Annotated in this window: 18 protein-coding genes; 12 read left to right on the top strand and 6 right to left on the bottom strand. The window is 64.4% G+C overall.

Going from position 1 to position 20,143, the window contains the following annotated elements; genetic code table 11:
* Together DM374_RS31160 and DM374_RS31155 are read right to left on the bottom strand one after the other, a co-directional pair.
* Positions 1-249 (bottom strand): PAAR domain-containing protein (locus DM374_RS31160; RefSeq protein ID WP_177431635.1); only part of this gene is annotated, 249 nt, incomplete at its 3' end.
* A 178-nt stretch (positions 250-427) separates the two neighbouring features.
* On the bottom strand, positions 428-1,576 hold the full coding sequence (locus DM374_RS31155; RefSeq protein WP_110973345.1) for a DUF1624 domain-containing protein: 1,149 nt from the start codon (positions 1,574-1,576) through the stop codon (positions 428-430).
* A 142-nt stretch (positions 1,577-1,718) separates the two neighbouring features.
* Between DM374_RS31155 and DM374_RS31150 the strand changes: the two genes are divergently transcribed.
* Entirely contained in the window at positions 1,719-3,005 is a 1,287-nt protein-coding gene (locus tag DM374_RS31150) for an arsenic transporter (RefSeq protein ID WP_110973344.1), read from the top strand.
* On the opposite strand, the gene DM374_RS31145 is transcribed toward DM374_RS31150, so the two are convergent.
* Positions 2,962-3,618, bottom strand: a complete 657-nt coding sequence (locus DM374_RS31145) for a DUF998 domain-containing protein (RefSeq protein WP_110973343.1) — start codon at positions 3,616-3,618, stop codon at positions 2,962-2,964. The two genes, DM374_RS31150 and DM374_RS31145, sit on opposite strands and share 44 nt — an antisense overlap.
* A 130-nt stretch (positions 3,619-3,748) precedes the next feature.
* Between DM374_RS31145 and DM374_RS31140 the strand changes: the two genes are divergently transcribed.
* The 3 genes from DM374_RS31140 (at position 3,749) to DM374_RS31130 (ending at position 5,851) form a co-directional block, all read left to right on the top strand.
* Positions 3,749-4,636 (top strand): LysR substrate-binding domain-containing protein, encoded by an 888-nt coding sequence (locus DM374_RS31140; protein WP_110973348.1) that lies wholly within the window; start codon positions 3,749-3,751, stop codon positions 4,634-4,636.
* Between the two features lie 2 nt (positions 4,637-4,638).
* Positions 4,639-5,076, top strand: a complete 438-nt coding sequence (locus DM374_RS31135) for an MAPEG family protein (protein ID WP_110973342.1) — start codon at positions 4,639-4,641, stop codon at positions 5,074-5,076.
* Between the two features lie 256 nt (positions 5,077-5,332).
* Positions 5,333-5,851: a cysteine hydrolase family protein gene (locus DM374_RS31130; protein ID WP_110973341.1), complete on the top strand. Its 519-nt coding sequence runs from the start codon at positions 5,333-5,335 to the stop codon at positions 5,849-5,851.
* Between the two features lie 40 nt (positions 5,852-5,891).
* On the opposite strand, the gene lysA is transcribed toward DM374_RS31130, so the two are convergent.
* A complete protein-coding gene (gene lysA / locus DM374_RS31125; protein WP_110973340.1) occupies positions 5,892-7,130 on the bottom strand; it encodes a diaminopimelate decarboxylase in 1,239 nt (412 codons plus the stop codon).
* Between the two features lie 128 nt (positions 7,131-7,258).
* Between lysA and DM374_RS31120 the strand changes: the two genes are divergently transcribed.
* The 7 genes from DM374_RS31120 (at position 7,259) to DM374_RS31090 (ending at position 16,148) form a co-directional block, all read left to right on the top strand.
* Positions 7,259-8,173 (top strand): LysR family transcriptional regulator, encoded by a 915-nt coding sequence (locus DM374_RS31120; protein ID WP_110973347.1) that lies wholly within the window; start codon positions 7,259-7,261, stop codon positions 8,171-8,173.
* Between the two features lie 104 nt (positions 8,174-8,277).
* The gene (locus DM374_RS31115; protein WP_110973339.1) at positions 8,278-8,811 is read left to right on the top strand and encodes a sigma-70 family RNA polymerase sigma factor; all 534 of its coding nucleotides are present in this window, start codon (positions 8,278-8,280) and stop codon (positions 8,809-8,811) included.
* Positions 8,808-9,779 (top strand): FecR domain-containing protein, encoded by a 972-nt coding sequence (locus DM374_RS31110; protein WP_177431634.1) that lies wholly within the window; start codon positions 8,808-8,810, stop codon positions 9,777-9,779. The genes DM374_RS31115 and DM374_RS31110 overlap by 4 nt, the downstream gene beginning before the upstream one ends.
* A 107-nt stretch (positions 9,780-9,886) precedes the next feature.
* Positions 9,887-12,352 (top strand): TonB-dependent siderophore receptor, encoded by a 2,466-nt coding sequence (locus DM374_RS31105; protein WP_110973338.1) that lies wholly within the window; start codon positions 9,887-9,889, stop codon positions 12,350-12,352.
* Between the two features lie 475 nt (positions 12,353-12,827).
* Complete coding sequence (locus DM374_RS31100) at positions 12,828-13,154, top strand: DUF485 domain-containing protein (protein WP_110973337.1); 327 nt, start codon at positions 12,828-12,830, stop codon at positions 13,152-13,154.
* Positions 13,151-14,809 carry a cation acetate symporter gene (locus DM374_RS31095; protein WP_110973336.1) on the top strand — a complete coding sequence of 553 codons (1,659 nt, stop codon included), beginning with the start codon at positions 13,151-13,153 and terminating at the stop codon, positions 14,807-14,809. Before DM374_RS31100 ends, DM374_RS31095 begins: the two co-directional genes overlap by 4 nt.
* Before the next feature lie 94 nt (positions 14,810-14,903).
* Complete coding sequence (locus DM374_RS31090) at positions 14,904-16,148, top strand: OprD family porin (protein ID WP_110973335.1); 1,245 nt, start codon at positions 14,904-14,906, stop codon at positions 16,146-16,148.
* A gap of 231 nt (positions 16,149-16,379) precedes the next feature.
* Here DM374_RS31090 and DM374_RS31085 read toward each other — a convergent pair whose 3' ends face one another.
* On the bottom strand, positions 16,380-17,681 hold the full coding sequence (locus DM374_RS31085; RefSeq protein ID WP_110973334.1) for a cation:dicarboxylate symporter family transporter: 1,302 nt from the start codon (positions 17,679-17,681) through the stop codon (positions 16,380-16,382).
* A 78-nt stretch (positions 17,682-17,759) separates the two neighbouring features.
* Positions 17,760-19,115 (bottom strand): class-II fumarase/aspartase family protein, encoded by a 1,356-nt coding sequence (locus DM374_RS31080; RefSeq protein ID WP_110973333.1) that lies wholly within the window; start codon positions 19,113-19,115, stop codon positions 17,760-17,762.
* Between the two features lie 114 nt (positions 19,116-19,229).
* Between DM374_RS31080 and DM374_RS31075 the strand changes: the two genes are divergently transcribed.
* Positions 19,230-19,961 carry a GntR family transcriptional regulator gene (locus DM374_RS31075; RefSeq protein WP_110973332.1) on the top strand — a complete coding sequence of 244 codons (732 nt, stop codon included), beginning with the start codon at positions 19,230-19,232 and terminating at the stop codon, positions 19,959-19,961.
* Positions 19,962-20,143 lie beyond the last annotated feature (182 nt).

Genomic DNA, 20,143 nt, shown 5'->3' with positions numbered 1-20,143 from the left:
CGGAATCAACCCGGCGTAACACGGACAGCCACTGAAGCTGTCCAGGCTTCCAGCGACCAGCACGCCTTCGTTGATAAATGATGGAATGCCGCCCTGAATCTGATAGGTCTTCCCGGTCACGCCACACGTCACCGAGTCACCCTGACGGGCCGTAGGCAAGCCCTCGATGATGAATTCGCTGTCGCCGGTTAGCACCTGACCACCACAGGTGGTCTTGTCGCCAATGCGAATGAGGTAGCCCAGCACCATGAATCTGCGTCCTTGTAGGTTTGCTCAAGAGCTCCCGGGAAAGGGTTCACCGGGCAAAGGGCAGATACTTGCTGGGCGCAGTCTGGCAGTCAGCAGGGCGATTCTTAGTGATATGTAGGATGTTTCCGAGGCAGCAATCGCTGACGGTCCTGGACCCATGGACCGTCAGCGATCCCGCTTATAAATACTTCAACCAGGCAATATCCCGTCGCCGTGCCTTCAGCCGGGCAAACCAGCGCACCGGCAGGTACAACGCCAACGCCAGCAGTGCCGCCGCGATCCACACCGCCAGCACCGAATCAAAGCCGAAATACTGCCCATGGTTGGTGCCCCAGATCGCCACGCTGGCGAGGTACAGCAGCTTCAGCACATACAAGTGCAGCAAGTAGAAGAACATCGGCGCCGCGCCGAACACCGCCAGCCAGCGCACCGCGCGTCCGTCGTTGCGGCGCTCGAAAAGCACCAGCAACAGCAGGCCGATCCCCAGCGTCAGGGCGAGGAACAACAACGACGGCGGGTATTTGGTGATGTTGAAGAAGCTCATCAGCGTCTGCACCGCCGTGTCGCCGCTGAACCAGGGCTTCTCGCCATAGCCGTTGAGCAAGCGCAACACCAGAAACAGGCCCAAGGCCCCGATGGCAGTCCCCAGTAATAGCTGACGACGCTGCCCCGCCTCAGTGCCCCGCGCAAACCACGGACCGATGGCATAGCCCAGCGAAATCACGCCGATCCACGGCAACAGCGGATATGACGTACGCAACCGCAGCCCCTCGGACACCTCGATCCAGCCGCGGTCATGCAGCACCGCCCACGGCACATGGGCCCAGTGCCCGACCGCGAAATGCAGTCCGTCGAGCAGGTTGTGCCCGGCCACCAGCAGCACGCCGAGGGCGATCAGCAAACCGCGCGGCAGCCACAACAGCGCGCTCAGCGCCAGCATGCTCAGGCCGATGGCCCAGATCACTTGCAGGTAGATCACGCTCGGCGGCAACTGGAAGGTCCAGGCGAAGTTGACCAAGGTGAATTCCAGCACCACCAGGAACAACCCGCGCTTGAACAGGAAGGCCGAGACGGCCGCCTTGCCCTGGTATTTCTCGCCGTAGAGAAACGCCGACAAGCCGGTCAGCAGGATGAACACCGGCGCGCACAGGTGCGCCAGGGTACGGCTGAGGAACAAGCTCGGGTCGGTCTGGGTCACATCCATCGGGTCGGCGACCTGCAGATGCAGGTAGAAGGTTTCCCGGACGTGGTCCAGCAACATGAAAAGGATCACCAGCCCGCGCAGGGCATCGATCGAGTGGAGGCGCGTTGAAGGTAGGGGCGACATGCGACAGGATTTCTCATTCATGCAATGTAATAGTGTTACACATGATGGCACGTAGCCGCGCTGTCTGTCACTTTGCCGATTGCCCGATCCCCGCTACATTGGCCGGCCTTGCGCCCATCACTCACCCCGCCGAGCCCACGCCATGCTGATCGCCGTCTCGATTTTCGTCCTCACCCTGGTGCTGGTGATCTGGCAACCGCGGGGCCTGAGCATCGGCTGGAGTGCCAGCGGTGGCGCGGTCCTGGCGCTGCTCGCCGGGGTCGTGCATCCGGGCGATATCCCGGCGGTCTGGGCCATCGTCTGGAACGCTACCGCGACCTTTATCGCGCTGATCATCATCAGTCTGCTGCTGGATGAAGCCGGCTTCTTCGAATGGGCCGCGCTGCACATGGCGCGCTGGAGCAAGGGCCGCGGCGCACGCCTGTTCACCTTGATGGTGCTGCTCGGCGCGGCGGTGTCGGCGTTGTTCGCCAACGACGGTGCGGCGCTGATCCTTACCCCGATCGTGGTGGCGATGCTCCAGGCCCTGCGCTTCTCGCCGGCGGCGACCCTGGCCTTCGTCATGGCCGCGGGCTTCATCGCCGACACCGCGAGCCTGCCGCTGGTGGTGTCGAACCTGGTGAATATCGTCTCGGCGGACTTCTTCGGCATCGGCTTCGGCGAGTACGCCTCGGTGATGTGGCCGGTGAACCTGGCGAGCATCGCCGCCACTCTCGGCATGCTCTGGTGGTTCTTCCGCAAGGATATCCCGCGCTACTTCGAGCCGACCCTGAAAGCCCCGCGTGACGCCATCCGCGACGTGCACACCTTCTACGCCGGCTGGGTGGTGCTGGTATTCCTGCTGCTGGCGCTGTTTGCTCTGGAACCGCTGGGAATTCCAGTCAGCCTGGTATCGGGCGTGTGCGCGCTGGTCCTGCTGCTGGTGGCCGGGCGCGGCAAGGTGATTTCCACGCGCAAGGTCATGCGTCATGCGCCCTGGCATATCGTGGTGTTTTCGCTGGGGATGTACCTGGTGGTCTACGGTTTGCGCAACGCCGGGCTGACCGAGCACATCAGCGGTCTGCTCGACCTGCTCGCCAGCCACGGCCTGTGGGCCGCGACCCTCGGCACCGGGCTGCTCGCGGCGCTGCTGTCGTCAGTGATGAACAACCTGCCCAGCGTGCTGGTCGGCGCCCTGTCGATCCACGGCGCCGAAGCCAGCGGGGTGATCCGCGAGGCGATGATCTATGCCAACGTGATCGGCTGCGACCTCGGTCCGAAGATCACCCCGATCGGCAGCCTCGCCACCCTGCTCTGGCTGCATGTGCTGGCGCGGCGCGATATCCGTATCACCTGGGGTTACTACTTCAAGGTCGGCAGCCTGCTGACACTGCCGGTGTTGCTGGTCACGCTGGTCGCGCTGGCACTACGCCTGAGCGTACCAGGTTGAGCGAAAGACTCCGCCAGGCCAGCACTGCCAGCCACACCACCGCCGTGCCGTAGTTGAGCCGCTGATACAGGCCGAAACCGTGACCGCTCTCCAGCGCCTGGCCCATCAGCCCGACGCTGACCAGCGCCAGCACCGTGCACAGCGCCGAAAACCCTGAGAACGCAGGCGAACCCAACAGGCGCTTGCCGAGAAAGATCCACAGCGCACTGGCCAGTGTCAGCGACAGGAACATCACCAGCCCGGACAGGTTATGCACCTGCTGCGAGACCGACGGCTGCGCCGGGGCGCAGCCCTGGTCGCAGGCAAACAATCCGGCGCCGATGCTGGCCAGACCATGAATCAACACCAGCACCGCACTGACCCGCGCCAGCCGCGAGCCGGCGAAGCGCCGCCACAGCCCCACCGCCACCAGCACAAACAGCACGCCCAGCGGGAAATTGTTCACCCAGGCGGAAAAGCCGTGGGTCGCCGCGCCCTGCTCGCCGAGACGGCTCATGGCGAAGTCCGCATGGCTGTAGCCGGGATACTGGCTGGCGGTCAGCAGCACGCCGAACAACAGCCAGACGGGAATCAGCACACCTGCTCGAAGCAATAAACGGTCGGTGGTCGTCATGTCCTGCGATCTCCTTTCTTGTCAGGCCTCGCATGCTAGGCAGCGAGGGCAGCAAGTGTTACCGAATTTTTTGCAAGGCAGCTTGCCCTTGGGTCATCCTGTGGCCCCGATGCGCCAAGGATGGATGTTCGTGACCCGCCGTCTGCCCAGCACCACCGCCCTGCTCGCCCTCGAAGCCGCCGCCCGGCACCAGAGTTTCGCCCGCGCCGCGCAGGAGCTGTCCGTGACCGAAGGCGCCATCAGCCGGCAGATCGCCAAGCTGGAAAGCCAGTTGAACGTGCGCCTGTTCCTGCGCATCGGCAACCGCGTCGAACTGTCCGAACTCGGCGCCCGCTATGCCGCCGACATGCGCGACGCCCTCGACCTGATCGAACGCAAGACCCGCCAACTGCTCACCAGCGCCCGCAGCGACGCGACCCTGGAAATCGGCGTGATCCCCACCCTCGCCAGCCGTTGGCTGATTCCGCGGATGGCGCGTTTCCAGCAGCGCCACCCGCATATCCAGGTCAACCTGCGCGAGCGCACCGAACCCTTCGCCTTTACCGACAGCGCATTGCATGCTGCGATCAACTTCGAACACCCGGCCTGGGCGGCGATGCAGGTGCAGCCGCTGTTCGAAGAGCCGCTGCTCGCGGTCTGCCACCCCGACCTCGCCGCACGCCCACCCGCCGAGCAACCGCTGCTGCACAAGCACGACCACGGCAACCTCTGGAACGAGTACGCCCGGCACGCCGGCATCGACCTGCCCGATGCTGGCAGCGGCCCGCGCTTCGACCGTTTTTCCTTGCTGATCGACGCCGCCAAGGCCGGTATCGGCATGGCCCTGGTGCCGCGCTTTTACGTCGAAGACGAACTGCAACAGGGGCGCCTGCACGCGCCCTGGCCGGAGGTTTCGGCGCTGACCGAGCGCTATGTGCTGGTCACCCGCCCCGGCGACCAGCCGCCCGCGCTGGAACTGTTCAAACACTGGCTGCTGGAAGAAAGCAGCAGCCAGGCCCGATGTGTCTCAAAGGAGTGAAGATGAACCTTGCCCTGTCGGTTTACGCCCTGTGTGTCGTGGTCCTGTTCCTGAAAATGCTCGGTATCTCTTGCTACCAGGGCTTTCACCGCATCAGCCGGTTGACCTTCGCCAACCCCGAGGACGCCCGCTTCGTGGGGCGTAGCGCCAGCCCGCAGGAACTGCCCGAGGTCACCCGGGCGGCAAAAGCCTGGGGCAACGACCTGGAAAACATCCCGCTGTTCTTCGTCCTCGGCGGCTTGTGCGTGGTGCTCAAGACCAGCGTCAGCGCCACTCTCCTGTTGTTCTGCGTGTTCACCCTGGCGCGGGTGGCGCACACCCTGGCGTACCTCAACCAGTGGCAGCCATGGCGGACGATGTTCTACGCCGTGGCGCTGGTTTGTCTGCTGGGCATGGCCGGGATGATCGTGGCCAGTGCCAGCGAAGCGCTGCTGGGTTGATCGCTCATCTCATGGGCTGGCAGCCATGTGCTGTCCAACAGATATTCAGCGCACTTGCCATCACCCCGCCAGTAGCGCTACTGTCAGCCCCATGAAACGATTCCGCAGCACCTCGACCACCCTGACCACCACCGCCACCGGCGGGCCGTGCGGGTGTTCGTGAGCGTCTGACGCCAAACCCGAAAGGCCCCGCCAGCGATGGACGGGGCCTTTTTCGTTGTCCCGTGTCGCTGGCTCATCACAAGGAGCGACACCCATGCATGCACTCTTGATTCTCGATTTGCAGGTCGGCCTGTTCCACGGCCCGGAACAGCCGTGGCGCGGCGAAGCGCTGCTGGCGACAGTAAACAGCCTGTTGGCCAAGGCCCATGCCGCCGGCGCGCCGATCTTCCTCGCCCGCCATGTCGGCCCGGCCGGCTCGCCGCTGGCACCGGACAGCGCGCTGACCCAACTGATCCCGGAGCTGGACCTGAACGGCAGCGAGACGGTATTCGAGAAGCAGCGCCCCAGTGCCTTTGCCGGCACCGGGTTGCTGGAGAAACTCAAGGACGCCGGCGCCAGCGGGCTGGTGATCGCCGGGATGAAGACCCAGTACTGCGTCGATAGCAGTTGCCGCGTGGCACGGGATCTGGGGCTGGACGCGGTGCTGATCGAGGACGGTCACACCTGCTCCGACACGCCGCAACTGAGCGCCGAGGCGATTGTCGCCCATCACAACGCGACGCTGGCGGGGCCGTTCTGTCGCGTGGTGAAGGCGGCTGACTGGCAGTTCTGACGAAACTCCGATCAGCGCGCCTCGACAAGGGAGCCTGGGGTTAGAGCCCCTGTTCCAGCGCCAGCAGATCCGACAACGGCTGGGCCCGGCGAATCAGCCGCGCCTCGCCGTTGTCCAGCAGCACTTCGGCCAGCAGCGGCCGGCTGTTGTAGTTGGACGACATCGACGCGCCGTAGGCGCCGGTATCGTGCATCACCAGCAGATCGCCCACCTGGGGTTGCGGCAGCAGGCGCGGGACCAGGCCCTGATCGTCCTGGGTAAAGACGTCGCCGGACTCGCACAGCGGACCGCCCACCACGCATTCCACCAGCGGCCGCTCGACCGCCTGGCCCTGGGCATCCAGCACGCTCATGTGGTGATAGGCGCCGTACATGGCCGGGCGCATCAGGTCGTTGAAGCCGGCGTCCACCAGCACGAACTGACGGCTGCCTGCGCGTTTCACCGCGCGCACTTCGGTCACCAGACGGCCCGATTCGGCGACGAGGAAACGCCCCGGCTCGATTTCCATGCGCACCGGGTGCGCGAGGAAGGCTTCGATCTCTTCCCGGGCTTTCTGCCAGGTGCTGGCATAACGCTCGACATCCACCGCCACATCGCCTTCGCGGTACGGCGTGGACAGGCCGCCACCAATCGAGAACGCCTCGATATCGTGGTCCAGGGCCTTGATGACCTCGACCATCGCCCCGCCTACCTGGGCCAGGTGACCGTAATCGACACCCGAGCCGATGTGCATGTGCAGGCCCACCAGATGCAGGCCCGTGGCACGGATCACCGCCAGCGCATCGCCGATTTCGTCGTGCCAGATACCGTGCTTGCTGTTCTCGCCGCCGGTGTTGGTCTTGCGGCTGTGACCGTAGCCGAAGCCGGGGTTGATACGCAGCCAGACGCGGTGGCCCGGCGACTGCTCGCCCAGTTGACGCAGCATGTCGATGGAGCCGCAGTTGACTTCAACCTTGAGTTCCACCACCCGGCGCAGGGTCGGTTTATCCAGCAGGTCGCAGGTCAGGACCACGCCCGCCGGGTCGCCTTCCGGGCTGTAGCCCGCCAGCAGTGCCCGCTCCAGTTCACCAACGGACACCGCGTCGACGCGCACGCCGTGCTCGCGCATCAACCGCAGGATGTGCAGGTTGGAGCTGGCTTTCTGGGCGAAACGAACCACGTCGAAACAGCGCAGTTGCTCGATGCGGTCACGGATGATGGCGGCGTCGTAGGCCCAGAACGGTGTGGGGAATTGCTGCGCGGCGGCAACCAGGGTCTGCTGGGCGAAAGGAAGGGTCATGACGCGGGAATCCTGCGGGCGATGAGAATGACGCGATCATGCCCAACGCCTTCCATTCAGAAAAATATCTATTCTTTGTAAGTCGATTCAGTTTTGATATGCCTACTTTTCCACAACAGGCCATCGCCGTGAGCATCTCCGTCCGCCACATCGAAGTGTTCCGCGCCATCATGCTGGCCGGCAGCGTCACCGGCGCGGCGCGCTTGCTGTTCACCTCGCAGCCGACCCTGAGCCGGGAACTGGCGCGCCTGGAAAGCCTCAGCGGGCTGAAACTGTTCGACCGCCAGGGCGGTCGCCTGCTGCCGACGGCCCAGGCGTTGATGCTGCTGGAGGAAGTCGAGCGTTCCTACGTCGGGCTGGAGCGGATCAACAGCCTGGCGCAGTCGATCCGCCGCTTCGAGCACGGCCAGTTGCACCTGACCTGCCTGCCGCTGTTCTCGCAGACCCTGCTGCCGCGGGTGTGCAAGCAGTTCCAGCGCCAGCAGTCCGGCATCAGCCTGTGCATCAGCGCCCAGGAATCGCCGCTGCTGGACGAATCCCTCAGCGCCCAGCGCCATGACCTCGGTCTGACCGAGGGCGAGCAGGTGCCGCGCGGCACCCACGGCGAGTCGCTGTTCAGCGCCGACATGCTCTGTGTGCTACCCGAGGAGCATCCATTGTTGGCGAGGGAGCAACTGGCGATGAGCGATTTTCACGGGGTCGATTTCATCAACCTCGCCGGTCGCGACATCTACCGCCAGCGCCTCGACGAGCACTTTCGCACTGCCGCAGTGGAACGCCACACAGTGATCGAAACCACTAACGCCGCGTCGGTCTGCGCCATGGTTCGCGAGGGTCTCGGCGTGGCGATCATCAACCCGCTGAGCGCCTTGCAGGAAGCCGGCCGCGGCCTGGCGGTGCGACGTCTGACGGTGTCGATCCCCTACCGGGTGATGCTGATCCGCCCGGATTTTCGCCCGTCATCGGTGTTCGTCGAAGCGTTCTGCCAGGCCTTGCACGACGAGGCTGCGAGCCTGATGGCACGACTGGCACAACTCGACTGAAACGATGGCCAGTTGCCTCGCGGTGGTTGCCTGCGCCCCGGCGGCTGAGCTAATGTAGCCAATCGTTATCATTTGCGAATCATTCCCGAAAACACAGGCCCCGCATGACCTCCCCTCCCGCCAGCGCTCACAGCGCCAAAGTGGCAACCCTGTATCTGGAAAACCATGGCTGGATCAAGCAGTGGATTACCCGCCGCCTGGGCAATACCAGCGACGGCGCCGAGTTGGCCCATGACGTGTTCGTACGCCTGCTGGCCCAGCCAAGGGAGTTCGACAGCGACCTGCACGCCCGCGCCTACCTGAGCCGGGTGTCGCGGCACCTGTGCGTGGACTTCTGGCGGCGCAAGCAACTGGAGTCGGCCTGGCTCGACGCCCTGGCCCAGCGCCCGGAGCTGTGCGTGGCCTCGGAGGAGCACCAGGCGATCATTCTCGAGACCCTGCGCCAGTTGCAGCAGATGCTGGAAAAACTGCCGGCGAAGGTTGCCGAGGCGTTCAGCCTGTCGTTGCTGGAGGGCCTTGGTTACCAAGCGATCGCCGAACGTTTGGGGGTCAGTGAACGCACCGTCACCAAGTACATGGCCCAGGCCATGTTCCAGTGCGCACTGCTGGAGGCCGAACTGGACGGGGCACTGCAATGAGCGCCGGCAACACGCGCTTGCAGCACTCGCACCTGGAGCAGGCCGCCGATTGGTTCGCCCGTCGCCAGGGCGCCGCCGGTGACCCACAGGTGGAAGCCAACTGGCGCCAGTGGTTCGAGGCCAGCGAGGTCAACCGCCAGGCGTGGCACTACATCGAGCGGGTCAGCCAGCGTTTTGCCGGGTTGCACGAACAGGGTCCGGTGGCGCATCAGGTGCTGTCCGGTCAACGCCGCGACAAACGCAGCCGCCGTCAGGTGCTGGGCAGCCTAGGCCTGCTCTGCGGCGGCGCCTTGCTCGGCTGGATTGGCTGGCTGCCGGCAACGCGTGAGCAACTGGCCGCCCTCGGCGCTCGCTACCGCACCAGCGCTGGCGAACTGCGCCGCGAGGTGCTGGCCGACGGCACGCAGCTGTGGCTCAACGCTGATACCGCGCTGGATATCAGCTTCGACAGCGGCCAGCGCCTGCTGCAGCTGTACGCCGGCGAAGTGCTGATCGAAACCGCCAAGGACCCTCGCCCACTGCGCGTGCACACCCGCGCCGGCCAGTTGCGCCCGCTGGGCACCCGCTTCAGCGTCCGCACCCTGGGCGAGCGGACCCTGCTCAACGTCTATCAGGGCGCGGTACAGGCCAGTTGCGCCGAGAGCGGCGCGCGGGTTACCGCCGAGGCCGGTCAGGGCCTGAGTTTCGATGCCCGTGCCATCAGCGCCGTTGCGCCTGCGCAGGCGCAACGGGAAGCCTGGAGCAAGGGCCTGCTGCTGGCCGAAGACATGCCGCTGGGCCAGTTCATCGAGGAACTGGCGCCCTGGTGTCGCGGCCATCTCGGCGTTTCGCCGCAGGTCGCCCAATTGCGGGTGATGGGCAGCTTCTCGCTGCGCGACACCGCGCAAACCCTGGCGCAACTGGAAGAAGTGTTGCCGGTGCGGGTGGTGCGGCGCTTCAGTTGGTGGGCCACGGTGGAGCCGCGCTGAGGGGCGCGAACATCCACGAAAAAAATTCTACCGAGCGGTTCCGGTTTTGGTCGGTGCTTCGGATTACCAGATGACACCGATGATCACCGCGCCAACAAGGAACCACGATGTACCCACATTCCCCGCGCCCCGCTTTCTCTTTCCGCCCTCTGCTGCTGGCCATGGCCATAGGCAGCGGCAGCCTGCTCGCCAGCGTGCCCATGGCCCTGGCCGCCGAGCAGAGCGAACAGCAGCAGTTCGACATTCCCGCCGGCCCGCTGGCCGCGCAGCTCAACCGCCTGGCGGCGCAGACCGGCCTGTACCTGGCCGCCGACGCCAGCCTGACCCGTGAGCGTCAGAGTCATGCGGTAAGTGGCCGTTTCAGTGCCGAGCAGGCCCTGTTGCAGATGCTCAGCGGCACCGGTTTGCAGGCAGTGCGCCGTGACAGCGGGCGCTACCAGTTGTTGCCGAGCCAGGACAGCAGCGGCGCGCTGAACCTCGACGCAACCACCATCTCCAGTCACCTGCCGGGCCCGGATGCCGACAGCACCGGAACCTGGACCGTCGGAGCCAGCCGCACCGCCACGCGGATGAACCTGTCGCTGCGGGAAACCCCGCAATCGATCAGCGTCATGACCCGCCAGCGCATGGACGACCAGGGCCTCAACGACCTGACCGAGGTACTGCAACAAACCCCGGGCATTTCCGTGCAGAGCCTGGGCAGCGAGCGTTTCAACATCTATGCCCGCGGCTATTCGGTGGACAACTTCCAGTTCGACGGCATCCCGACCACCCTCGACATCGTCAGCCAGGTCTCGGCGCAGAGCCTAGCCGATATGGCCATCTACGACCGCGTTGAAGTGCTGCGCGGCGCCACCGGCCTGATGACTGGCGCGGGCGATCCGTCGGCCACCATCAACCTGGTGCGCAAGCGCCCGACCGCGCAGTTCCAGGGTCATGTCAGCGCCGGCCTCGGCTCGTGGAACAAGTACCGCACCGAAGTCGACCTGTCCGGTCCGCTGACCCCGAGCGGCAATGTGCGTGGCCGCAGCGTGGTGGCTTACCAGCAGAACGACAGCTTCGTCGACCACTACCACCAGGAAAAGCAGGTGTTCTACGGGGTGATCGAAGCTGACCTGAGCGACAGCACGCTGCTCACCGCCGGTATCGATTACCAGAAGCACCATCCCGAGGGCTCCTCGTCGGTGGCGTTCCCGCTGTTCTACAGCAATGGCCAGCAGACCGACTTCTCTCGCTCCACCAACAGCGCCAGCCGCTGGAGTTCGAACCAGCAGAACATCCTCAACAGCTTCCTCAGCCTGGAGCAGAAGCTGGCGTATGACTGGACCCTCAAGGCCACGGTCAACCAGATGTACATCGACCGCGAGTATTCGCTGGCGACCGCCAGTTGGGGTTTCCCCAACGTCGACACCGGCGCGGGCGTACGCCTGTACGGTGGCGCCGGCAGCACGTGGCAGAAACAGACCGGGATCGATGTGCAGGCGCAGGGCCCGTTCCAGTTGCTCGGGCGCGAGCACGACCTGATCGTCGGCTACAACTTCGCCAAGTACGACAATCACCACGACCCGCTGCGCGGCACCGCCATCGAAGGCACCTCCGTCAACTTCTACACCTGGAACAACTACACCGCGGAGCCGAACACCAGCCTCGGCCAGCTCTATGACGGCGACACCACCACCTACCAGCGCGCCTTCTACCTCGCCACCCGCCTGCGCCCCACCGACCAGCTCTCGGTCATCCTCGGTGCGCGGGTCAGCGACTATGAATACGAATACGACCTGCGCTACCTGCTCACCCCGCGGCTCAACAGCAACCCGAGTTACACCGAGACCGGCGTGGTCACGCCCTACGCCGGGGTGGTCTACGACCTCAACGACACCCATTCGCTGTATGCCAGCTACACCAGCATCTTCAAGCCGCAGACCGTGCGCGACCGCGATGGCGTCACCCTGCAACCACGGGAAGGCGACAACTACGAGCTGGGCCTGAAGAGCGAATTCTTCGATGGCCGCCTGAACACCAGCGTGGCGGTTTATGAGATCCGCCAGGACAACCTCGCCGAAGCCGATCCCGGCCAGCAGGTGCCTGGCACCACCACCGCCGCCTACCGCGCGATCAAGGGCGCCAAGACCCGTGGTTTCGAAGCCGAGATCAGTGGTGAACTGGCCCCGGACTGGAACCTTGGCGCCAGCTTCAACCACAGCATCACCAAGAACGCCGAGGGTGACCGCGTCAACACCGTGGCCCCGGCCAACATGGCCAAGCTGTTCACCACCTATCGCCTGCCTGGCGAGCTGAATGACCTGACGGTGGGCGGCGGCATGAACTGGCAGAGCGGCATCCACTTCAGCGCCGCCCCGGCGGGAGTGCCGGGCACGGTCAAGGCGAAGCAGGAGCAGTTCGCGGTGTTCGACCTGATGGCGCGATATCAGGTGACCAAGAACCTGTCGACCACCCTCAACGTCAACAACCTGTTCGACAAGAAATACCTGAGCGCGCTGGATACCACGTTCTACAGCGGTTACTACGGGGACCCGCGCAACGTGATGGTTTCGGCCAGGTATCAGTTCTGACGGTTCAGCTCGCGCTGTGCGATCGCGAGGGAGCGAGCTTGCTCGCTCCCTCCGTTCACCACCCCAATCTGGTAACTAATCCATTAAGCACCCTGGAAACCCGGTAAAAATCAGAAAAACCAACATTTGCATATAGTATAAATACCATATCAAACAAGTAATACTTCCATAGCATCACGCTACTGTTATATAAAGCCCCCGGAGCCATCTGCGCCGCTTCCTCTCGACACGGAAGTGGCAGACATCAAGAGCTAACAATCAGCCGCCGGGTGCCACACATGTCGATACTTGCCGTACAGGGCCTCGCCCCTGCCGTTCGCTGCCCTCGTCTTATCCCACCGATCCCCGACGATCCGCCTCGCCGCGAATAGCCGCGCGCGCTTTCCGCTTTCAGTTCCACCGGTGACGGGCCCGCCCGCCGCCACGGTGCCGTGCACCCCGAAAAAACCACAAGAACAATCCAAGGAGCCCTCCCATGAGTTCAGCAGAGCTGTCCCATAGCCAGCGATGTGCGCAGATCCGCGCCAACCCGAAATTCCAGCAACTGGTGCGCAGCCGTTCGCGGCTGTCCTGGTCACTCAGCGCTGCGGTACTGACGGCCTATTACCTGTTCATGCTGGTGGTCGCCTTCCAGCCGCAATGGCTGCACACCCCGCTGGCCGAAGGCCGCCAACTGACCCTCGGGATTCCCGTAGCGGCATTGCTGATCGTACTGTCCTGGCTGCTCACCGGCTGGTATGTGCGCAGCGCCAACACTCGCTTCGACGCGATGAGCGCCGACCTGCTGGAGGAACTGAAATGAATCCACGCCTGCTCGCCCTCGGCGCCCTGCTGCTGGCCCCGGCCCTGGTCTTCGCCGCGCCCATCGTCGCCGAGAAACAACCAGTCAACCTGCACGCCATCGGCATGTTCTTCGTCTTCGTTCTCGGCACCCTGGCGATCACCTGGTGGGCCGCTCGCCAGACCCAGTCCACCTCCGACTTCTATACTGCCGGCGGCGGTATCAGCGGTTTCCAGAATGGCCTGGCGATCGCCGGTGACTACATGTCCGCCGCCACCCTGCTGGGCCTCTCCAGCCTGGTGTTCGCCAAAGGCTACGATGGTTTCATCTACACCGTGGCGTTCTTCGTCGGCTGGCCGATCATCACCTTCCTGATGGCCGAGCGGCTGCGCAACCTTGGCCGCTTTACCTTCGCCGACATCGTTTCCTACCGCCTCGACCAAACCCGCATGCGCACCTTCGCCGCCTTCGGTTCGCTGACCGTGGTGTGCTGCTATCTGGTGGTGCAGATGGTCGGCGCCGGGCAACTCATCAAGCTGCTGTTCGGTCTCGACTACCGCACCGCAGTGATCGTGGTCGGCGCGCTGATGCTGGTGTACGTGATCTTCGGCGGCATGATCGCCACCACCTGGGTGCAGATCATCAAGGCGGTTCTGCTGCTCGCCGGTGGCACCACCCTGGCGATGCTGGCCATGGCCGAGTTCGGCTTCAGCTTCGAAACCCTCGCCACCCGCGCGGTCGAAGCCCACGCCATCGGCTGGAACATCATGGGCCCGGGCTCGATGCTCGCCGACCCGATCAACGCGGCCTCGCTGTCCCTCGGCCTGGTGTTCGGCATCGCCGGCCTGCCGCATATCCTCATGCGCTTCTTCACCGTGCCGAACGCCAGGGAAGCGCGTAAATCGGTGTTCTACGCCACCGGCTTCATCGGTTTCTTCTTCCTTGTGGTGATGGTGCTGGGCTACGCCGCCATCGTCATCGTCGGCACCGACCCGCAGTTCTATGTTGGCGGCGACCTCAAGGGCGCACTGATCGGCGGCGGCAACATGGTCGCCATGCACCTGGCCAAGGCCGTGGGCGGCAACCTGTTCCTCGGCTTCCTCTCGGCGGTGGCCTTCGCCACCATTCTCGCCGTGGTTTCTGGGTTGGCGCTGGCCGGCGCTTCGGCAATTTCCCACGACCTCTACGCCACCGTGCTGAAGAAAGGCACCGCCAGCGAAGCGCAGGAAATGCGCGTCACCCGTTTCGCCACTGTGGGCCTGGGCGTGATCGCCATCCTGCTGGGCTTCCTCTTCGAGAACCAGAACATCGCTTTCCTGGTTGGCCTGACCTTCGGCATCGCCGCGTCGACCAACTTCCCGGTGCTGATCATGGCGATGTACTGGAAGAACCTGACCACCCGCGGCGCCCTGGCGGGCGGCTTCGCCGGTCTGATTTCGGCGCTGGTGCTGGTGATCCTGTCGCCGGCGGTGTGGGTAACCGTGCTGGGCAATGCCAAGGCGATCTACCCCTACGACCACCCGGCGCTGTTCTCGATGCCGCTGGCGTTCCTGGTCACCGTGGTGGTGTCGCTGCTGGACACCAGCGCCCGCGCCGCCCGTGAACGCGACGCCTTCGACGACCAGTTCGTCCGCGCCCAGACCGGCCTCGGCGCCGCCGCCGCATCCAACCACTGATCCCCATCACTCCCCACCCGTAGGAGCGAGCTTGCTCGCGAAGGCCTGCCCCAGGCAGGCCCCGCCCCCACCAATAACAACAAGAGAATCGCAAATGCTCCGCACCCTGACCCCACTGGCCCTCGCCATCCTCTGCTGCAACGCCAACGCCGCCTTCCTCGACGACAGCAAGGCCAGCGTCGAAGCCCGCAACTTCTACTTCAACCGCGACTTCCGCCAGGACGGCGCGGCCCAGTCAAAAGCCGAGGAATGGGCGCAAGGTTTCATCCTGCGCTACGAGTCCGGCTTCACCGAAGGCACCCTTGGCTTCGGCGTCGATGCCATCGGCCTGCTCGGCCTCAAGCTCGACTCCAGCCCCGACCGCGCCGGTAGCGGCCTGCTGCAACGCGACCGCGAAGCACCGAAGCGCGCCCAGGACAGCTCCAGCGACCTCGGCCTGACCGCCAAGGTCCGTGCGTCCAACAGCGTGCTCAAGCTCGGCACGTTGATTCCCAAACTGCCGGTCTTGATGCCCAACGACTCGCGCCTGCTGCCGCAGGTTTTCCAGGGCGGCCAGGTGAGCGTGCAGGAAATCAGCAACCTCAGCCTGGACCTGGGTCGGCTGCGCCAGGTCAACCAGCGTGATTCCCAGGACTACGAGGACATGAGCGTCACCACTGGCGCGGCGAAGAACATCGTCGTGCGCCAGACCACCACCGACCGCTTCGACTTCGGCCACGCGCTGTACAAGTGGAACGACAGCCTGAGCACCAGCTACAGCTACGGCGGCCTGGAAAACCTCTATCGCCAGCACATGCTCGGGCTCACCCACACGTGGGCGCTGGGCGACGGCCAGACGCTGAAAAGCGATCTGCGCTTCGCCCGCTCGCTGGACGACGGCAGCAGCAATATTGACAACAAGGCACTGGGTGCGATGTTCACCTACAGCCTCAAGGGCCATGCCTTTGGCCTGGGCTACCAGCGCATGAGCGGCGACACCGGCTTCGCCTACATCAACGGTGCCGACGCGTACCTGGTGAACTTCGTGCAGATCGGCGACTTCGCCAACAAGGACGAGCGTTCGTGGCAGGCGCGTTATGACTTCAACTTCGCCAGCGTCGGCATTCCCGGTCTGACCTTCATGACCCGCTACCTGAGCGGCGACAACGTCGACCTCGGCGCATCACGGCCGAACGGCAAGGAATGGGAACGGGATATGGATATCGGCTATGTGATCCAGAGCGGACCGCTGAAAAACCTGGGGGTGAAATGGCGCAATGCGACCGTGCGCTCGACCAACTTCGGCAATGACCTGGATGAGAACCGGCTGATTGTGAGTTACACCGTGGCGCTTTGGTAAATCGCCACAACCTCATCGCCAGCCCCCACCAAATACCTGTGGGAGCTGGCTTGCCAGCGATAGGTACCGCCCCCGCAACACCGTTGCTCCGGCCGGCCTCATCGCCGGCAAGTCCGGCTCCCACAGGGCTCATTCCGCGCCGGGCACTGAAATCGGGTTCAGCTCAGCACTCTATGGAAGCTGGTCAGGTGGCGCCCCGCATGCCAGCGAGGAAGTCCCCACGGAGAAACCTCAGAGCGCGGCCGCCGGCCTGCGGCCCAGCACGCGCTCATACTCCTCCTTTGCCGTCTGCTCGGAAAACTCTCCGGCCCACTTCGCCACCACCACGGTCGCGACACTGTTGCCGATGGTGTTGCAGGTGGCGATCGCCATCGACATGAAGCGGTACACACCGAACAGCAACGCCAGCCCTTCCACCGGCAACACACCGATGGCGGTGACGGTCGCGGCGAACACCACGAAGCTGCCGCCTGATACCGCTGCCGCACCTTTGGAGGTCACCAGCATGATCGCCACCATGCCCAGTTGCTGTTCCCAGGTCAGCGGCACGCCATAGGCGTTGGCGATGAACAGTACGCACAGCGACATGTAGATCGAGGTGCCGTCGAGGTTGAACGCATAGCCGGTCGGCAAGACCAGGCCGACGCTCTGCTTCGAGCAACCGAACTTCTCCAGCTTGAGCAACAGCCGCGGCAGCGCGCTTTCCGACGAGGCGGTGCCGATGACGATAAACACCTCATCCTTGATGTACTTGAGGAAGCGCCACAGGCTGAAGCCGGACAACCGGCACACCGCGCCCAATACCACGGTGACGAACAGGAACACCACGAGATAGAACATCAGCACCAGGTTGGCCAGCGACATCAGCACCGCGGTGCCGTTGCTGCCCACCGCGTAGGCCACCGAACCGAAGGCGCCGAGCGGCGCGAACTTCATGATCAGGTTGATGAATTCGAAGAAGCATTCCGAAACCCGGTTCAAGCCGTCCTCGATCACCTCACGACGCTCGTGCTTCAGCGCCAGCAGGGCGAAGCCGAACAGTACCGCGATCACCAGCACCTGCAACAACTGCCCGCCGGCGAAGGCACCGACGAAGTTGTCCGGGAAGATGCCGTAGATGAACTCCATGGTCGAACCCGGCGCATGCCCCTTGGCCAGGGCAGCGGCCGCGGCACTGGCGGTAGCGCTGTTGGGGTGGGCGTCGTGCATGCCGGAACCGATTTCCAGCAGGTTGCCCCAGATCAGACCGATCGCCAGAGCGATGGTGGACACCACTTCGAAGTACACCAGAGCACGCCAGCCGACCTTGCCGACCCGCTTGATGTCACCGGCCGAGGCAATGCCGTGGACCACGGTGAAGAACACCAGCGGCGCGACGGCGGTCTTGATCAGCTTGAGAAAGATGTCGCCGAGGATCTTGAAGCTGGCAGCCAGCTCCGGGGCGATGAAGCCGAACGCAATGCCGAGGAGCATGGCAGCGACGACCTGAAAGGTCAGGTCGCGGTACAGCGGTTTTTTCGTGGAAGCAGTCATGTTCGCGATCTCTTATTGTCTTTATGGGTACGGCGAGACAGACAGGGCGCGTCGGCGCGACGCCCCCTGCGAACGAATTCAGCGTTTGACCGCGCCTTCGCGGGCCAGGGCGCGATCGACCATCTGCGGGGCCAGACCGAGGTAATTGGCCGGGTCGGTAAGACGCTCGAGTTCGGCGCGGTCCAGGCGATCGGTCACGTCCGGGCGGGCCAGCAGGGCATCGAGCAGGCTGACGCCGTCGTCGTTGGCCACGCGGCAGGCGGCATACACCACGTCGTGGGCGACCTGGCGGCCCAGGGCCGGGGCCAGGCCCATCATCACCGCCTCGGCGACGATCAGGCCGCGGGTCATGTCGAGGTTCTGGCGCATGCGCTCGGTGCGCACTTCCAGGCCGGCGAGCATGAATTTCGCCTGGCCGAGGGACGCCGCCGACAGCGCGAAGGCTTCCGGAATGGCGATCCACTCGGCCTGCCATGGGCCGGTGGAGCGCTCGAAGTCCTGGATCATTGCGTCAAGCATCAAACCGGCCTGCTGACGTACGCCCTTGGCGGCGGCGTACATCAGCTCGCAGGAAATCGGGTTGCGCTTCTGCGGCATGGTGCTGCTGGCGCCGCGCCCCTTGACGAAGGGCTCGTACACTTCGCCCAGCTCGCTGGTCATCATCATCATCACGTCGAGGGCGACCTTGCCCAGTGACCCGGTGACTAGGCCAAGGAAGTTCAGGGTTTCCGCCAGACCATCACGGGCCACGTGCCAGGTGGCCTGCGGCACGCCCAGACCGAGTTCGGCCATCAGCGCTTCCTGCACTTCCAGGCCCTTGTCGCCCAGCGATGCCAGGGTGCCGGCGGCGCCTGCGAACTGGCCGATCTCGACCCGTGGACGCAGCTCCACCAAGCGCTCGGCGTGGCGGTCGAACATGCTCAGCCACACCGCGACCTTGTAGCCGAACGTGATCGGCAACGCGTGCTGCAGGTGGGTACGGCCGGCCATCGGCGTGTCGCGGTAACGCAGCGCCAGACCGGCGAGCAGGCCGCGCACGGCCTGGATGTCGCGCTCGACGATGGCCAGAGCGGCGCGGACCTGCAGGACCACGGCGGTGTCCATGATGTCCTGGGTGGTCGCGCCCCAGTGCACATAGCGTCCGGCTTCACCACACAGCTTCGACAGCTGCTCCACCAACGGCAGGATCGGGTAACCGACGATCTCGGTCTCGTGCTGCATGTGGGCCAGATCTAGGGATTCGAAACGCGACAGTTCGGCGATCTGTACAGCCGCTTCAGCAGGGATCACGCCACAGCGGGCTTCGGCTTTGGCCAGGGCGATTTCGACTTCGATGTAGCGCTCGATCAGCGCCTGATCGGAGAACACCGCGCGCATCTCGGCGGTGCCGAACATATCGCGGAAAAGGGCTGAGTCAAAGACAGTGGTAGACATGGCGTGGTCCTGAATTGATTGTTATGTACGTACATATTCAAATGTACGGACATATGAATACGCCGAGACTGTTACACTGTCAATCCATTCGATGTTTCAGGACTGACCAACGGCATGAACGAGGCTCGCTACGCGCTGGTAGCCAGGGATTTGAAGGACAAGATTGCCAATGGCGGATACCCGGTGGGTTCACTGCTACCCACCGAGCTTGAGCTCTGTGACCTGTATGAAGTGAGCCGGCATACCGTGCGCGCGGCCATTACCCAGTTGCAGAACCTGGGCATGGTGTCGCGACGCAAACGGGTAGGAACGCGGGTGGAAGCGTCAGCGCCCAGTGGCGGATACCGGCATTCGCTGGCGTCGGTGGAGGATCTGGTGCATCTGGCGGAAACCCAGGTGCGCAGTATTCAGGAGGTCCGGCACTTCGTCGCCGACATCGCCGAGGCCGAGCGTCTGGGCCTGCAGCCGGGCGTACATTACTTCTGCATTTCCAGCATTCGCGTGGACGAGGATCGCGAGCGGGCGCCGATGTGCTGGACCGATGTCTATGCGGACGCGGCCTACACCGACGTGATCGACCTCGCCCGTGAACATCCGGACGCCCTGGTGGCGGCCTTGATCGAGCAGCACTATGGCCGGCGCATCAATGTGGTGGACCAGCAGGTCCGGGCGGTGTTGCTGACGGCGCAGATGGCCGAGAAGCTCAATGCCCCGGCAGGTGAGCCGGGACTGAAGATCACCCGCCACTACCGGGATGAACAGGGCAAGCTGGTGGTGGTTTCCGAGACGGTGCACCCGGATGACCGCTTTACCCTGGTGATGCAGATGAAGCGGGAGACGCCCTGATCATCTTGTATGGCATTCAGGGCCCTGATCGCTGCATGGGTTTCGCAAACCGTCAGTCACTTGCGCATCCTGTCGGAGCGGATTCACCGGGCGCCGGACCGCCTCTTTGGGGGTTTGGGGTTTGGGGTTTGGGCTTTGGCGCTGGGAGCTGGGAGCTGGGAGCTTATCCATTCGATATGGCG

Origin of the sequence: Pseudomonas huaxiensis, assembly GCF_003231275.1 — a bacterium.
GTDB lineage: Bacteria > Pseudomonadota > Gammaproteobacteria > Pseudomonadales > Pseudomonadaceae > Aquipseudomonas > Aquipseudomonas huaxiensis.
Note: the sequence above shows the minus strand (reverse complement) of the source record. Positions and strands in the feature narration are given on the sequence as shown.

Bases quoted from the DNA above. Each gene is read 5' to 3' on its own strand.
- DM374_RS31155 (WP_110973345.1), bottom strand. From the start codon at position 1,576: ATGTCGCCCCTACCTTCAACGCGCCTCCACTCGATCGATGCCCTGCGC.
- DM374_RS31150 (WP_110973344.1), top strand. From the start codon at position 1,719: ATGCTGATCGCCGTCTCGATTTTCGTCCTCACCCTGGTGCTGGTGATC.
- DM374_RS31145 (WP_110973343.1), bottom strand. From the start codon at position 3,618: ATGACGACCACCGACCGTTTATTGCTTCGAGCAGGTGTGCTGATTCCC.
- DM374_RS31135 (WP_110973342.1), top strand. From the start codon at position 4,639: ATGAACCTTGCCCTGTCGGTTTACGCCCTGTGTGTCGTGGTCCTGTTC.
- DM374_RS31130 (WP_110973341.1), top strand. From the start codon at position 5,333: ATGCATGCACTCTTGATTCTCGATTTGCAGGTCGGCCTGTTCCACGGC.
- lysA (WP_110973340.1), bottom strand. From the start codon at position 7,130: ATGACCCTTCCTTTCGCCCAGCAGACCCTGGTTGCCGCCGCGCAGCAA.
- DM374_RS31115 (WP_110973339.1), top strand. From the start codon at position 8,278: ATGACCTCCCCTCCCGCCAGCGCTCACAGCGCCAAAGTGGCAACCCTG.
- DM374_RS31110 (WP_177431634.1), top strand. From the start codon at position 8,808: ATGAGCGCCGGCAACACGCGCTTGCAGCACTCGCACCTGGAGCAGGCC.
- DM374_RS31105 (WP_110973338.1), top strand. From the start codon at position 9,887: ATGTACCCACATTCCCCGCGCCCCGCTTTCTCTTTCCGCCCTCTGCTG.
- DM374_RS31100 (WP_110973337.1), top strand. From the start codon at position 12,828: ATGAGTTCAGCAGAGCTGTCCCATAGCCAGCGATGTGCGCAGATCCGC.
- DM374_RS31095 (WP_110973336.1), top strand. From the start codon at position 13,151: ATGAATCCACGCCTGCTCGCCCTCGGCGCCCTGCTGCTGGCCCCGGCC.
- DM374_RS31090 (WP_110973335.1), top strand. From the start codon at position 14,904: ATGCTCCGCACCCTGACCCCACTGGCCCTCGCCATCCTCTGCTGCAAC.
- DM374_RS31085 (WP_110973334.1), bottom strand. From the start codon at position 17,681: ATGACTGCTTCCACGAAAAAACCGCTGTACCGCGACCTGACCTTTCAG.
- DM374_RS31080 (WP_110973333.1), bottom strand. From the start codon at position 19,115: ATGTCTACCACTGTCTTTGACTCAGCCCTTTTCCGCGATATGTTCGGC.
- DM374_RS31075 (WP_110973332.1), top strand. From the start codon at position 19,230: ATGAACGAGGCTCGCTACGCGCTGGTAGCCAGGGATTTGAAGGACAAG.